We start from the raw sequence: 13,872 nt of genomic DNA on the forward strand, positions 1-13,872 counted from the left end.
AGCCCACGGCCTACATGTGCTGGGTGGTGAGCAGGCCGCGCTTCATGCGGGCGATCAGACTGGACCGCAGGTGCAGCACATACCACCACACCGCAATGAACACGCAGGCCACAATGCCCAGGGAGGGGTGGAAGAAGAATCCACCCAGGGCCACTACTTGCAGGGCGAGGTTCACGGGAATGGACCAGCGATACCGCTGGAGGAAGGACACGATGAGCATAATGGTGGCCATCGCGGTGACGTAGATGGCGGACACGGGCGTCCAATGGGCCCCGCCGTCCACCCGGGCGATCACGGTGAGCGCCAAGTAAAAGGTGATCGCCTCCATGCACATGGTGGCGGACATCACCCCCACGATTCCCTTCATAGGGTCCTTTTCCGGGGCGTGCCCCGGCCCCAGCGGGCCGTACTGAGAATCCTGAGCCGATTCTTGCGGTTCCTGCGGTTGCGTCATGCGGGGTCCTTTCCAAAGAGGGTGCGGGCTTCCCCGGCGGTGACCACCGATCCGGTGATAATCAGCCCGGCTCCCGACTGCACCTCGGCCTCCTCCGCCAGTTCCACGGCCAGTTCCACCGCGCCCGGCAGGGTATCCATCACGTGTACGCGCTCCTCCCCAAAGATCTCGCGCGCGTACTCCGCCAGTTCCTCGGGTTCCAGGCAGCGGGGTGAGGAGTTCCGGGTGCACACCACCTCCGCCACGTGCGGTTCCAGTTCCCGCAGCACGCCGGGGGCGTCCTTATCCCCCAGCACCGCCACCACGCCGATGAGGCGCTCAAAGGTGAAGTCCCGGTCCAGGGCCCGCCCCAGGGCGCGCATGCCGTGGGGATTGTGGGCGGAGTCGATAAAAGTGGTCGGGGCCGAGCGCACTCGTTCCAGGCGACCGGGCGAGGCCACCTCCGCGAAGCCACGGCGCACGGTGTCCTCGTCTAGTTGGCGGCCCGCACCCGCGCCAAAGAACGCCTCCACGGCCGCCAGGGCCACGGCGGCGTTGCGCGCCTGGTGCTCGCCGGAAAGCGGCAGGAAAATATCGGTGTACTCCCCACCCAGGCCCCGGATACTCAGGCGCTGCCCACCCACGGCCACCGTGGATTCCAGCACCCCAAACTCCACCCCGGCGCGCGCCACGGCGGCGTCCACCTCCACGGCGCGGCGCAGGATCACCTCGGCGGCCTCCGGCTCCTGCTCGGCCACGATCGCCACGTTATCCGGCGGGGTGAGCAAGTCATCCTTGTCCCAGCGCGAGGTGATGATCCCGGCCTTTTCCCCGGCGATCTCCGCCAGGGTGGAGCCCAAATAATCAGTGTGATCCAGGCCCACGGGGGTCACCACGGCCACCTGCGCGCCGATCACGTTGGTGGCGTCCCAGCGCCCGCCCAGGCCCACCTCCACCACGGCCACGTCCACCGGGGCGTCGGCAAAGGCCACGAAGGCCATCGCGGTGAGCACCTCGAACTTGGACATGGGGGTGCCGTAGCGCTCGTCCACCATCGCCACGTAGGGCTCGATCTCCCGCCAGGTGCGCACGTAGTCGCTGGGGTGGATCGGCAGGCCGTCGATAGCAATGCGCTCGGTGACCAGTTGCAGATGCGGGGAGGTAGTGCGTCCGGTGCGGCGATGGAAGGCACGCAGCAGGGATTCGATCATGCGCACGGTGGAGGTCTTGCCGTTGGTGCCCGCCACGTGAATGGCGGGGTACGTCCGCTGGGGGGTGCCCAGCAGATCCATCAGGGCCTCCATACGCTCGGTGCTGGGGTCGATCTTGGTTTCCGGCCAGCGCTGATCCAGTTCCGCCTCCACCTCAGCGAGGGCGCGCAGATCCTCCGGGGTGATCGGGCGGGCCTGCGGTTCCTCGGGCTTATCCCCAGCCATGTCAATGGGCAGGGTCAGGCCCGTCTCATCCAGGTGAACGCCGCTTCCCTCGCTCACCGCAGCCCCTCCAGGCGCGCGGTGATCCGCTCCACCTCCTCGGTGGCAATCCGCTGACGCTCCTTGATCTTCTCCACCACCTCGGCCGGGGCCTTATCCACAAAGTTCGGGTTATTCAGCTTCTTGCCCGTGGTATCCAATTCCTTATTGGCCGCCGCGAGTTCCTTTTCCAGGCGCTTGCGCTCGGCCTCCTTGTCCACGGTGCCCGAGGTATCCAGGGCGATCTCCACCGTGGCCTGGGAGAGCCGCACCTCGATGCTTGCCGACGCCGTGAATCCCTCCTCCGGGTAAGTGGCCCGCGCCATCGAGCGCACCAGTTCCTCCTGCCCGGTCAGATCAACGATGGAGCAATCAATGCGGGCCGGAACCGGCTGCGAGGGCTTCACCCCCTGATCCGAGCGGAAGCGGCGCAACTCCGTGATGAGTTTGATGGAATCCTCGATGCGGCGCGCGGCCACCTCATCGGGCTGCGCGCCCTCGTTGGTATCCGCGGCGGTGGGCCAGGGCGCGATCACGATGGATTCCTCCTCCGTGAGCGCCGTCCACAGCACCTCGGTGACAAAGGGCATGGCCGGGTGCAGCAGGCGCAGCACCACGTCCAGCACGCGCCCGAGCACGAAGCGGGTGGGCTCGGGTTCCTGGGTCTTGGCTATCTCCAGGTACCAGTCGCAGAACTCGTCCCAGGTGAAGTGGTACAACTCCTCGTTGGCCTTGGCGAACTGGTAGTCCTCCAGGTAGGCATCCACGCTGGTGCGCACCTGCTCCAGGCGATCGAGGATCCACCGATCGGCGTCCGTGAGTTCCTCGCGCACCACCGGCCCCACCTGCGCGCCCTTCATCAGGGCAAAGCGGGTGGCGTTAAAGAGTTTGGTGGCAAAGTTGCGGGAACTCTGCGCGTGATCCTCGCCCACCGGCAAATCCACACCGGGGTTCGCGCCGCGCGCCAGGGTAAAGCGCAGGGCGTCCGCGCCGAAGCGCTCCACCCATTCCATCGGGTCGATGCCGTTACCCAGGGACTTGGACATCTTGCGGCCCTTTTCATCGCGCACCAGGCCGTGCAGGAAGAGGTCCTTGAACGGAACGGTGTTCTCCAGCTCCGGGGTGATGGTGGCGGCAAAGGTACCGAACATCATCATGCGCGCCACCCAGAAGAAAAGGATGTCATAGGCGGTGACCAGCACGGAGGTGGGATAGAACTTGGCCAACTCCGGGGTGGATTCCGGCCAGCCCATCGTAGAAAACGGCCACAGCGCGGAACTGAACCAGGTATCCAGCACATCCGGGTCCTGCTCGTAGCCCGCCGGAGGCTCCTCGTCCGGGCCCACGCACACCACGTCGCCCTCGGGGCCGTACCAGATGGGAATGCGGTGACCCCACCACAGTTGGCGAGAAATGCACCAATCGTGCATGTCATCCACCCAGTCAAAGTAGCGCGGCTCCAGGGCGGCCGGGTGCAGGGTGGTATCGCCCTCCCTGATAGCATCGCCCGCCATCTGCGCCAGGCTCTCCACCTTCACCCACCATTGCAGGGAAAGGCGCGGCTCGATGGCCTCGCCGGAGCGCTCCGAGTGGCCCACGGAGTGCACGTAGGGGCGCACCTCCTTGACGATGCGCCCCTGCTCGCGCAGGGCCTCGCGCAGGGCCTCGCGGGCCTCCTCGCGGCTAAGCCCGTCGAAGCGGGTGCCGGTGCCCGCGATATAGCCGGACTCGTCCATGATGGTGGGCATGTCCAGGCCGTGACGCTGGCCCATCGCGTAATCGTTGGGATCGTGCGCCGGGGTAATCTTCACCGCGCCGGTGCCAAACTCCGGGTCCACGTAACTGTCCGCGATGACCTTGATGCTCAGGTCCTCGCGGAAGGGGTGCGGGAGCACCTTGCCCACCATGTGTGCGTAGCGCTCGTCCTCGGGGTGGACGGCAATGGCGACGTCACCAAGCATGGTCTCCACGCGCGTGGTGGCCACCACCAGGGAATCCTCGCCATCGCCGTAGCGGAAGCTCACCAGCTCGCCCTCGACGTCCTTGTACACCACCTCGATGTCCGAGACTGCCGTGCGCAGCGCGGGCGACCAATTGACCAGGCGGTTGGCGCGGTAAATCAGGCCGCGATCAAAGAGTTCCTTAAATATGGTCTGCACGGCGCGCGAAAGCCCCTCGTCCAGGGTGAAGCGCTCGCGCGACCAATCCACGGAATCACCAATGGCGCGCATCTGATTTAGGATCGTGCCGCCATACTGCTTCTTCCATTCCCAAACCCGCTCCACGAACTCCTCGCGGCTGAGGTCATAGCGCGATATGCCCTCTTTTTCCTTGAGCTGCGCCTCCACCTTGGTCTGGGTGGCGATACCCGCGTGATCCATGCCCGGCAGCCACAGCACCTCGTAGCCCTGCATGCGCTTGCGGCGCACGATGGCGTCGATCAGCGTGTGATCCAGGGCGTGCCCCATGTGAAGCTGGCCGGTGACGTTGGGCGGCGGCAGCACCACGGAGAAAGCCGGCTTGGCGCTGGCGGGATCGGCCTGGAAGTATCCCCGATCTATCCAGCGCTGGTACAGCTCGGCCTCGACGGCGTGGGGGTCCCAACTCTTAGGCAGTTTCTCGGCGCGGTTCTCAATCACGCCGCCTATCTTAGCGCCCCCGGCTAACCCGCCAGCAGGTGCGCCACCGCGCGACGCTCCTCCTCCAATTCCGCCACATTGGCGGCGATGCGCTCGCGCTGAAAATCGCTGATTTCCAGGCCCTGCACGACCTCCCAGTGCCCCTCACGGGCGATGGTGGGGAAGCCAAAGATCAACCCCTCCGGCACCCCATAGGAGCCGTCCGAGGGAATCGCCGCCGTGGCCCAGCCCTGAGAACCCTGAATCCAATCGCGCATGTGATCCACGGCCGCCGAGGCTGCCGACGCCGCCGAGGAACGCCCGCGCACCGCGATGATCTCCGCGCCGCGCTTGGCCACCGTGGGCATGAACTCCTCGTGGTACCACCGCTGCTCGATCGAGGGGGCCACCGGCTCCCCGGCGGCGGTGGCGTAGGAGAGATCGGGGAACTGGGTAGCGGAGTGATTGCCCCACACCACCATCTTTTCTAGATCGGTACTGGGCACCGCCAGCCGCTGCGCGAGTTGCGCCAGGGCGCGGTTATGGTCCAGGCGCATGAGCGCGCTGAATCGCTCCGCGGGCACGTCCGGGGCGAACCGCTGCGCGATCAAGGCGTTGGTGTTAGCGGGGTTACCCACCACCACCACGCGCACGTCCTCGGCGGCGTGCTCGTTGAGCGCCGCGCCCTGGGGCCCAAAGATCGTGCCGTTGGCGGCCAACAGATCGGCCCGCTCCTGCCCCTTCCCGCGCGGCTTGGCCCCCACCAAAAAGGCTGCCGAGGTGCCGTCAAAGGCCGTGGCGGGATCGTCGGTCACCGTGATACCGCGCAGCAGCGGGAAGGCGGAATCGAGCAGTTCCATCGCCACGCCCTCGGCCGCCTGCCGGGCCTCCGGGATCTCCAGCAGATGCAGGGCCACCGGGGTGTGCGGGCCGTAGACCTCGCCGCTGGCGATGCGCCACAGCAGCGAATAGGCGATGTTCCCCGCTGCGCCGGTGACGGCGATCTTCTTCACGGTTGAGTTCACGTCCTGCGTGGCGGCATGTGCCATGATGAGAGTCCTTTCGGCCTGGTTTTCAGCCCTGCGGCGGCGAAAACAAAAGAAACAACACCTCCAGGATACCCCCATGAGGTGTTCAGATAATACCCCCAAAAGTGTCGAAAATACCCCGCTTCACCTGGACGTTCATGTGTCTTTGCCGCGCCGCGATCACCCCCTCTCCGAGCGGCGTCGTACTCTAAGTAATGATATTTTCGCGAGCGGCCCGCGCCTCACCGCACCGGGCTACACCGGGCCGCACCGAAGCCACGTGAGCACACCAAAAACACCACGGAGGGAACCGAATGGCGCGCGACGACCTCGACCTGGCACTCGACCCCCAATCTCCCGAGGCCCAGTCCATGGGCAAGGTCATTGACGTTGCGATGGAACGCTTCTGCGTCAAGCCTTTCTCCGACGCCAAACTAGATGCCATCGCCAAGGAAGCGGGGGTATCCAAGCGGATGATTCATTACCACTTTGGTAATAAGAAGGGCCTGTACCAGGCCGTCCTCTCCCGGGCCATCGAACTCCTCCAGCCCCCCGCTCATCGCCTGGTCATTGATTCCGCCATTCCCGTGGACGGGATCCGCACCGTGGTGGACGCCATGTACGTGCAGATCACGCGGCACCCCGTGGCGGCGCACATGCTGCACATGGAATCCCTCCAGCACATCCTGCACCTCACGGAGATCGCCCCCCTGTTCAGCCAGGCCGAGGTGATTCTGCACCTGGACAAACTGCTCATGCTCGGTCAGGACGCCGGCGTATTCCGCCCCGGCATCTCCGCCTATGACGTGTTCTATATGGTCTCCGCGCTGTCCTGCTATCGCTCCCAGCAGCGCGACCTGGCCGTCAATATGTTCGGGATAGACCTCACCGATGAGGCCAACACCGAGGGCATACGCCGCATGACCATCGACACCGTCCTGGCCTTCCTCACCTCGAATATCCCCCACTCCGGGCACAACTCGTACCTAACTACCACGCAGTCCGTGGACGAGGAGCCGGAATCCGCGCAGGCTATTTACGAATAACCCCAAAAACCGGCGAGGGCGGCCTTCCGCCGCCCATTCCCCTGCCCGGCCTCTCGGACCTCTCAGCCCCTTAGACCGCCCGGCCCGTCTACGCGGAGCGCTCCTCCGCGCAATCCGCCACCAGCATGTCCTGCTCCCCGCGCACCATCTCCGCGGTGATCGTCAGTTCGCCCTCTCCCTCGCGGTCGGGGATCTCATACATCACGGGCACCAACAGATCCTCCATGATCGCCCGCAGGCCGCGCGCCCCGGTGCCGCGCTCGATCGCCTTATCCGCGATGGCCTCCAGGGCCTCGGCCTCAAAACGCAGGTCCACGCCGTCGATGTCAAAGAGCCGCTGATACTGGCGCACCAGCGCGTTCTTGGGTTCCGTAAGCACCCGCACCAGCGAATCCTGATCGAGGTCCCCCACCGTGGCCACCACCGGCAGGCGGCCGATGAACTCCGGGATCAGACCAAAGCGCACCAGGTCCTCCGGCTGCACCTCCGCAAAGAGGTCCTGCTTCTCGCGGTCGTGCAGGCTCTCCACCCGGGAGCCAAAGCCCAGGCCGCGCTTGCCCACGCGCTCCTGGATCACCCGATCCAGCCCGGCGAAGGCCCCGGCCACGATGAACAGGATATTGGAGGTATCCAACTGGATGAGGTCTTGATTGGGGTGCTTGCGTCCCCCTTGGGGCGGGATGGAGGCGGTGGTGCCCTCCAGGATCTTCAGCAGGGCCTGCTGTACGCCCTCACCGGAGACGTCGCGAGTGATGGAGGGGTTCTCCGACTTCCGCGAGATCTTATCCACCTCGTCCACGTAGATGATGCCGCGCTGGGCGCGCTGCACGTCAAAGTCGGCGGCGTGGAGGAGTTTGAGCAGGATATTCTCCACGTCCTCGCCCACGTACCCGGCCTCGGTGAGGCTGGTGGCGTCCGCGATGGCAAAGGGGACGTCGAGAAGCCTAGCCAGGGTCTGCGCCAGGTAGGTCTTGCCGGAGCCGGTGGGGCCAAGCAGGAGGATATTGGACTTGGCGATCTCCACGTCCTCCCCATGCTTGCGGAAGGAGGCCGATTCCGCCTCCCGGATGCGCTTGTAATGGTTGTACACGGCCACGGCCAGCACGCGCTTGGCGTCCTCCTGGCCGATCACGTACTCGTCCAGGAAGGAGCGAATCTCCGAGGGCTTGGGCAGCCTGCCCGTTTGCTCCTGGCTGGCGGCCTTGGCCGCGCCCATCTCCTCCTCGATGATCTCGTTACACAGTTCAATGCACTCGTCGCAGATGTACACCCCGCCACCGGCGATGAGTTTTTTCACCTGCTTTTGGGACTTCCCGCAGAAGGAGCATTTGAGCAGGTCCGCACTTTCTTGCATACGTGCCATGAGCTGGTTCGATCTCATTTCTGGTTGGGGCCGGGGTTCACCTTCCCTCCACTTTAGCGCGTGGGTCAATCCACCCCTCGCGGCGTATCACCTCGCGCACCTCTCCCAGCAGTTCGCGTGTGCGAGAGTAACCATAAGCCCCGATTCCCAGCACGATCCCGCTGCGCTGTGAGCTGCTCCAATACTCGGAGAGCGCCTGCACCGTCAGGCCCCGGCGCGCGCACTCGGCCACCACGCTCTCCTCCGCCCGCGCGTCATCGAGGTAAACCACGGCGTGCAGCCCGCCGTCCATCGGCTCGGCGCGCTCCCGGGCAAAGACCTCCACAAAGAGATCGCGGCGGCGCTTATACTCCCGTCTCATGCGCGCGAGGTGGTGGCGCAGCCCCTCGGCCTCCATGAAGTACGTCATGGCGTCTTGCACCATGCCGGACGCCGGGGTGGCACGCGCGCGCATGTCCGCGCGCAGGACCTGCGGCATGAGCACAAAGCCCAGGCCGAGGCCCGGGGTGACGGTCTTAGAAAAGGAGCCCAGGGTGGCCACCCGCCCGGCGGTGTCCACGGCGGCCAGGGCGGGGTGCGGCTGGCCCACGTAGCGCAGCTCGGAATCGTAATCATCCTCCACCACGATCACCCCGCGCTCGGCGGCGTAATCGAGGAGCTGGTGGCGGCGCGGCGCGCTCATCGCGGCCCCCAGGGGGTACTGGTGAGAGGGGGTAATCAGCACCACCTGCGGCTGCACCCGCGCCAGGGCGGCGATCTCCATGCCCTCCCCGTCCACGGGCACCGGCACCACCCGATGCCCGTGGTCGCGCAGCACCGCGCGCAGGGAGGGGTAGCCGGGGTCCTCCACCGCCACCACGCTGGCCGCCCCCACCGCGCTGAGCAGCGTGCGCAGCCCATCGCGGGCCCCCGAGGTCACCAGGATGTCCTCGGGTGCGGCGGGCACGGAGCGAGTTATGCGCAGGTGCTCCGCGATGAGTTCGCGCAGCCGGGGCGCACCCGGCACCGGGTATCCCCGGCTGGGATTGGCGGCGGCCTGCCGCCAGGCCGCGCGCCAGGCGGTGCCGGTGAGCGCCTCCGTATTAGGGATTCCCGGGCGCAGGTCGGCGCGCCGCCGCGCCTCTTTGGCTATCGACGCCGCCGGGGCCCGCCTTCGCACGTGCGTGGGGGGCAAGTCGGGGTTTACCCTCGTGCCCCCGCGCCCGGTGGCGAGGTACCCCTCCCCCATTAGTTGCTCGTAGGCCGCCACCACGGTGCCCCGGGAAACTCCGAGGTCGGTGGCCAACGCCCGGGTGGAAGGCACGGGATCGCCGGGGGTGAGCCGGCCGGCGTCGATAAGCCCGCGCAGGTGGCGGGTGATCTGGTGCGGGAGGTTGCCTGCGCCCCGATCCAGGGGTTCCAGCGGGATCATCGGGTGATGCCGCGCAGCGCCATGTCCGCGTACATGGTGCCTAGTTCCTCGGCGCTGTACCTGGCCTGCGGGTCGAACCACAGGCATACCCCCAGGCCCATGTCGATGAGCGCGTAGACGCTCACCTTCACGTCCCCCACGGCAAACTCCCCGGTCTCCACCCCGGCGGCGATGATCCTTTGCCAGCAGCGCACGTATTCGCGGCGCAGCTCAGTGGCCTGGGCCCGGGAGGGGGCATCCAGGTGCGCGATCTCGTTATTGACCACCCTGGTGGCCTGGGCGTGGAGAGCGTGATAGCGCACGTGCAGGCGCATGGCGGTGTGCAGTTGGGCGCTGGGGGTAACAATTCCCCGCAGGCCCTGGCGGTGATCCTCCAGCAAACCGCGCAGGGTGGAAAGAATAACCTCGGTGAGCAATTCCCGCTTGGAACCCACGTGGTTGTACAGACTGGAGGTGGCTATGCCTACGTGACCTGCGATGTCCTCCATTCCCGTGGCGTTGTACCCGCGCTGGCTAAAGAGCGCCAGTGCCGCGGCGGCGATCTGCGATCTCCGTTGCTGATTTGCCATGTGAATAACATTACTTGCCCGCAACCACCCCCTCACTTGACGCAGACTGCGTTACACATCACACTGGTTTAACGAACGGCAATTCGTTCGCGGATAGCCCTAGTTGAAAGGTAGGTCACCCTCATGTCCACCCCCCTGAGCGACAGCACCGCAGACTTCTATCAGATCTTTGCCGACGTAGACGGCGCAGACCTGGACTACTGGAACGCCACCCGCGCCTACGCGGACGAGGTGCGCGACCAGGTCAATGACGCCTGGGAAAAGGCCGAGTACCGGATTCCCCTGGTCAAGCTCGCCGCCGATCGCGGCCTGGTGCGCGACGGCATCGACATTCCCGGCTTCGAGCCGATGAGCATTCGCGCCAACCGCCTCGTCACCATGGAGCTGGGACGCCTGGACGGTTCCATCGGCACCGCCGTGGTGGTGCAGTCCGGCCTGGCCATGCGCTCGATCGCCGCCTGCGGCTCCGAGGAGCAGAAGGAAAAGTATCTGGCGCCCATGGCCCGCTGCGAGGTGCTCGGCGCCTTCGCCCTAACCGAGCCCGATCACGGTTCCGACTCCATCGGCCTGGAGACCACCGCCGTGCGCGACGGTGACGAGTGGGTCATCAACGGCGCGAAGAAGTGGATCGGCCAGGGCAGCGTGGGCCACATCACGATCGTGTGGGCCCGCATGGAGGACGGCCAGGTGGGCGGCTTCATCGTCCCTCAGGACACCCCCGGCTACAACGCCACCACCATCACCGGCAAGGCCTCCCTGCGTGCCATCTTCCAGGCCGAGATCCAGCTAGATAACGTGCGTATTCCGCTGGAAAACCGCCTGCCCCACGCCCACACCTTCCGCGATACCGCGGAGATCCTGGCCGGCACCCGCATCGCCGTGGCCTGGGCCGCCCTGGGCCTGGGCATCGCCTGCTATGAAAAGGCTCTCTCCTACGCCAAGGAGCGCGTGCAGTTTGGTAAGCCCCTGGTGAGCTTCCAGATCATCCAGCAGCGCCTCTCGGACATGCTGCAAGACGTGGTCTCGATGGGCCTGTACTGCCGCCGCCTGCTGGAGATGGAGGAGGCGGGCACGCTCTCCGACAAGCAGGCCGCCCTGGCCAAGGTACACAACACCCGCAAGGCCCGCGCCATCGCTGCCAATGCGCGCGATATGCTCGGCGGCGTGGGAATCCTGCTGGAAAACGACGTGATCCGGCACATGATGGACATTGAGGCCCTGCACACCTACGAGGGCACGGACACCATGCAGTCCCTCATCGTGGGCAAGACCATCACGGGGGTCAGCGCCTACCGCTAATCGACGCCCCTCGCGCCGCCTCGACGCCCCGGCGACCCCGCCCACGCGGCTGGTCGCCGGGGCGTCGAAAAGCATGGGCGTACACTCGGTGCCGCATAAGCGGCCCCGCAGAAAGGACCTCGATGAGCACGCCCGACCGCACCCCCACCCCGGATCCCAGCGAGGATCACGCCTTTTACCCCTCCCCGTATTCCCTGAGCCAGTACACCGCACCCACCACCAACTTCGACGGCCTGGCCACCGAGGAAAAGTACACCGGCGGCCGGTGGAAGGTGCTGGTGATCGCGGCCGACGAGCGCTACATGCTCATGCGCAACGGCACGTTCTTCTCCACCGGCAATCACCCCGTGGAAACCCTGCTCCCCCTCCACCACATGCTGGAGGCCGGTTATCGGGTGGATGTGGCCACCCTCAGCGGCGGCCCCGGCAAGTTCGAGTGGTGGGCCTATCCCCGGCAGGACGAGGCCGTGGCCTCCGCGTGGGAGGCCACCAGGGAATCGTTCAAGGCACCACACCGCCTCTCCGATCTCCTGGCCTCCGGCCTGGACGATTACGCCGCGATCTTCATTCCCGGCGGGCACGCCGCCATGAACGGCCTGCCCTTTAGCACCGATCTTCGCGCGGCCCTGGATTACTTCCTCCGCGAGGATCGCCTCATCATCACGCTCTGCCACGGCCCCGCCGCGCTCCTGGCCTCCGGCGTGGGTCGGGAGCTCAACCCGCTGGCGGGGTACCGGATCACGGTGTTCCCGGACAGCCTGGACTTCGGGGCGAACCTGGAGATCGGCTACCTGCCCGGCGAGATGCCCTGGAGGCTCGGGGAGAAACTGCGCGAGGCGGGAATAGAGATCGCCAACGAGGACATCACCGGCGCCACCCTGCGCGATCGCAACCTGCTCACCGGCGATAGCCCCCTGGCCGCGCACCAGTTGGGCAAGGATTCCGCCTTGGCCCTGTTGGAAAAGTTCGGCTCCTAGCCCCTCCCCCCTGCCCCATCACCCACCCCCGGTGATGGGGATTTCTTTTTGACTTTCATAGAGACTTGCGACACACTTATCCCTTGAGTCATTTCTTTGAGGAATCTAAGGAGGTTCCATGTCTCTCCCCACCCCGCCCTCGCGCTCCCTCTACGACCGCATCTTTGCCGATCTCTCCCCCTCCGACGCCCAACGCCCCGCCATCACCGAGGTGGACTCCGGCCAGCACATCACCTACGGCGAGCTGCGCACCAGGATCGACGCCTTCGCCGGATACCTCGCCGCGCGGGGAATCGGGCCGGGCGACGTGGTGGCCGTACAACTGCCCAGTTCCATCGACTTCGCAGTGGCCTTTTACGGTGTGCTGCGGGCCGGGGCCACCGCCACCCCGATGGGCATGCTCCTCAATGAGAAGGACACCATGAACATCGTGGCCAACTCCGGCGCGGTACTCCTGCTCAGCGCCCTCGATCACAGCGCCGCCCCCACGGAGGCCCTGTTTCTCCCTGCCTCCGCGCTTCCCGGCATTTACCGCGACGCCCTCCCCGCCCCCGATATTTCCCTGGACCCCGACCGCACCCTGGCCTGCATTCCTTTCTCCTCCGGCACCACCGGCGCACCCAAGGGCGTGAAACTCAGCCACCGCAACCTGGTGTCCAATATCTTCCAGGTGCGCGAGGCCATCGAGGCTCTGGGGCTCAACAGCGATGCCCGCGTCCTCGCGCCCCTGCCGTTTAGCCACATCTACGGTCTGACCATTCTGCTCGCTATTCCCCTCGTGCAGCGCGCGCACATCTTCACCATGGCGCGCTTTGATCTCCCGCTCTTCCTGCGCAGCCACGAGGAACACTGCATTACCTTCACCTTCATCGCCCCGCCCATCGCGGTGGCCCTGGCCAAGCACCCGTCCGTGGCGGAGGTAGACATGTCCTCCCTGCGCGTGCTCATCTCGGCTGCCGCCTCCCTGGATTCCCAGCTCGCCCTCGCGGTGGAAGAGCGGCTGGACGCCCGCGTGATTCAGGGCTACGGCATGACGGAGGCTAGCCCCATCGTCACCCTGGGGGACTTTGATACCGCCGATCGCGGCTCCATCGGCTATCCCCTTCCCCTCACGGAATGCAGGCTCGTCAATCCCGAGACCCTGGAGGATCACCCCACCCGGGGAGAGCTGCTCATTCGCGGCCCCCAGGTCATGCAGGGATACCTCAACAACCCGGAGGCCACCGCCGCCACGATCCTCCCCGAGGGGTGGCTGCGCACCGGCGACATCGTGGAAAAGGGAGAATCCGGGGAACTCTACGTGGTGGACAGGGCCAAGGAGGTCATCAAATACAAGGGGTACCAGGTGGCTCCCTCGGAATTGGAGGCCCTGCTGCTCACCCGCAGCGATATTGACGATGCCGCCGTGGTGGGCGCGTACCGCGAGGGCCTGGAGATCCCACGCGCCTTTGTGGTTCCCGCCCCCGGGTGCCTCCTTGACCCGGAGGAGATCATGGCGTGGGTGGCCGAGCGCGTCACCCCGTACAAGAAGATCCGGCACGTGGACGTGGTGAAGTCCGTGCCCAAGTCCGCCACGGGGAAGATCCTACGCCGCGAACTGCGCGAGGTTCCCCTCGCCGCATAGGACGCATGAAAGAGAGGGGGTTTCCGGTAACC

The 13,872-nt window shown here is 66.1% G+C and carries 11 protein-coding genes; 4 read left to right on the forward strand and 7 right to left on the reverse strand.

Annotated features, from left to right (window positions below; all coding sequences use genetic code 11):
- Positions 1 to 10: 10 nt before the first annotated feature.
- Genes OLW90_RS08470 through OLW90_RS08485 form a run of 4 tightly spaced genes read right to left on the reverse strand, consistent with a single transcriptional unit; the run spans position 11 to position 5,548 of the window.
- Entirely contained in the window at positions 11 to 454 is a 444-nt protein-coding gene (locus OLW90_RS08470; RefSeq protein WP_319649659.1) for a DUF4233 domain-containing protein, read from the reverse strand.
- On the reverse strand, positions 451 to 1,869 hold the full coding sequence (gene folC / locus OLW90_RS08475) for a bifunctional tetrahydrofolate synthase/dihydrofolate synthase (protein ID WP_319651860.1): 1,419 nt from the start codon (positions 1,867 to 1,869) through the stop codon (positions 451 to 453). Before folC ends, OLW90_RS08470 begins: the two co-directional genes overlap by 4 nt.
- A gap of 53 nt (positions 1,870 to 1,922) precedes the next feature.
- Complete coding sequence (locus OLW90_RS08480) at positions 1,923 to 4,541, reverse strand: valine--tRNA ligase (RefSeq protein ID WP_319651861.1); 2,619 nt, start codon at positions 4,539 to 4,541, stop codon at positions 1,923 to 1,925.
- 26 nt (positions 4,542 to 4,567) lie between these two features.
- Positions 4,568 to 5,548, reverse strand: coding sequence for a malate dehydrogenase (locus OLW90_RS08485; RefSeq protein ID WP_319651862.1), 981 nt, complete (start codon positions 5,546 to 5,548; stop codon positions 4,568 to 4,570).
- A 317-nt stretch (positions 5,549 to 5,865) separates the two neighbouring features.
- On the opposite strand from OLW90_RS08485, the gene OLW90_RS08490 reads away from it, so the two are divergent.
- Entirely contained in the window at positions 5,866 to 6,597 is a 732-nt protein-coding gene (locus OLW90_RS08490) for a TetR/AcrR family transcriptional regulator (RefSeq protein ID WP_319649660.1), read from the forward strand.
- Positions 6,598 to 6,685: 88 nt separating this feature from the next.
- Here OLW90_RS08490 and clpX read toward each other — a convergent pair whose 3' ends face one another.
- Genes clpX through OLW90_RS08505 form a run of 3 tightly spaced genes read right to left on the reverse strand, consistent with a single transcriptional unit; the run spans position 6,686 to position 9,940 of the window.
- Positions 6,686 to 7,960 carry an ATP-dependent Clp protease ATP-binding subunit ClpX gene (gene clpX, locus OLW90_RS08495; protein WP_319649661.1) on the reverse strand — a complete coding sequence of 425 codons (1,275 nt, stop codon included), beginning with the start codon at positions 7,958 to 7,960 and terminating at the stop codon, positions 6,686 to 6,688.
- 37 nt (positions 7,961 to 7,997) lie between these two features.
- A complete protein-coding gene (locus OLW90_RS08500; RefSeq protein ID WP_319649663.1) occupies positions 7,998 to 9,371 on the reverse strand; it encodes a PLP-dependent aminotransferase family protein in 1,374 nt (457 codons plus the stop codon).
- Positions 9,368 to 9,940: a TetR/AcrR family transcriptional regulator gene (locus OLW90_RS08505; protein WP_319649664.1), complete on the reverse strand. Its 573-nt coding sequence runs from the start codon at positions 9,938 to 9,940 to the stop codon at positions 9,368 to 9,370. The genes OLW90_RS08500 and OLW90_RS08505 overlap by 4 nt, the downstream gene beginning before the upstream one ends.
- 123 nt (positions 9,941 to 10,063) lie before the next feature.
- On the opposite strand from OLW90_RS08505, the gene OLW90_RS08510 reads away from it, so the two are divergent.
- The 3 genes from OLW90_RS08510 (at position 10,064) to OLW90_RS08520 (ending at position 13,840) form a co-directional block, all read left to right on the forward strand.
- Positions 10,064 to 11,239 carry an acyl-CoA dehydrogenase family protein gene (locus OLW90_RS08510; protein ID WP_319649665.1) on the forward strand — a complete coding sequence of 392 codons (1,176 nt, stop codon included), beginning with the start codon at positions 10,064 to 10,066 and terminating at the stop codon, positions 11,237 to 11,239.
- 122 nt (positions 11,240 to 11,361) lie between these two features.
- Entirely contained in the window at positions 11,362 to 12,216 is an 855-nt protein-coding gene (hchA, locus tag OLW90_RS08515; protein ID WP_319649666.1) for a glyoxalase III HchA, read from the forward strand.
- A 118-nt stretch (positions 12,217 to 12,334) separates the two neighbouring features.
- Positions 12,335 to 13,840, forward strand: a complete 1,506-nt coding sequence (locus tag OLW90_RS08520) for an AMP-binding protein (RefSeq protein WP_319649667.1) — start codon at positions 12,335 to 12,337, stop codon at positions 13,838 to 13,840.
- Positions 13,841 to 13,872: the final 32 nt, after the last annotated feature.

This window comes from Corynebacterium sp. 21KM1197 (genome assembly GCF_033783015.1).
In the GTDB taxonomy this organism is placed as follows: Bacteria; Actinomycetota; Actinomycetes; order Mycobacteriales; family Mycobacteriaceae; genus Corynebacterium.

Bases quoted from the DNA above. Each gene is read 5' to 3' on its own strand.
- OLW90_RS08470 (WP_319649659.1), bottom strand. From the start codon at position 454: ATGACGCAACCGCAGGAACCGCAAGAATCGGCTCAGGATTCTCAGTAC.
- folC (WP_319651860.1), bottom strand. From the start codon at position 1,869: ATGGCTGGGGATAAGCCCGAGGAACCGCAGGCCCGCCCGATCACCCCG.
- OLW90_RS08490 (WP_319649660.1), top strand. From the start codon at position 5,866: ATGGCGCGCGACGACCTCGACCTGGCACTCGACCCCCAATCTCCCGAG.
- clpX (WP_319649661.1), bottom strand. From the start codon at position 7,960: ATGGCACGTATGCAAGAAAGTGCGGACCTGCTCAAATGCTCCTTCTGC.
- OLW90_RS08500 (WP_319649663.1), bottom strand. From the start codon at position 9,371: ATGATCCCGCTGGAACCCCTGGATCGGGGCGCAGGCAACCTCCCGCAC.
- OLW90_RS08505 (WP_319649664.1), bottom strand. From the start codon at position 9,940: ATGGCAAATCAGCAACGGAGATCGCAGATCGCCGCCGCGGCACTGGCG.
- OLW90_RS08510 (WP_319649665.1), top strand. From the start codon at position 10,064: ATGTCCACCCCCCTGAGCGACAGCACCGCAGACTTCTATCAGATCTTT.
- hchA (WP_319649666.1), top strand. From the start codon at position 11,362: ATGAGCACGCCCGACCGCACCCCCACCCCGGATCCCAGCGAGGATCAC.
- OLW90_RS08520 (WP_319649667.1), top strand. From the start codon at position 12,335: ATGTCTCTCCCCACCCCGCCCTCGCGCTCCCTCTACGACCGCATCTTT.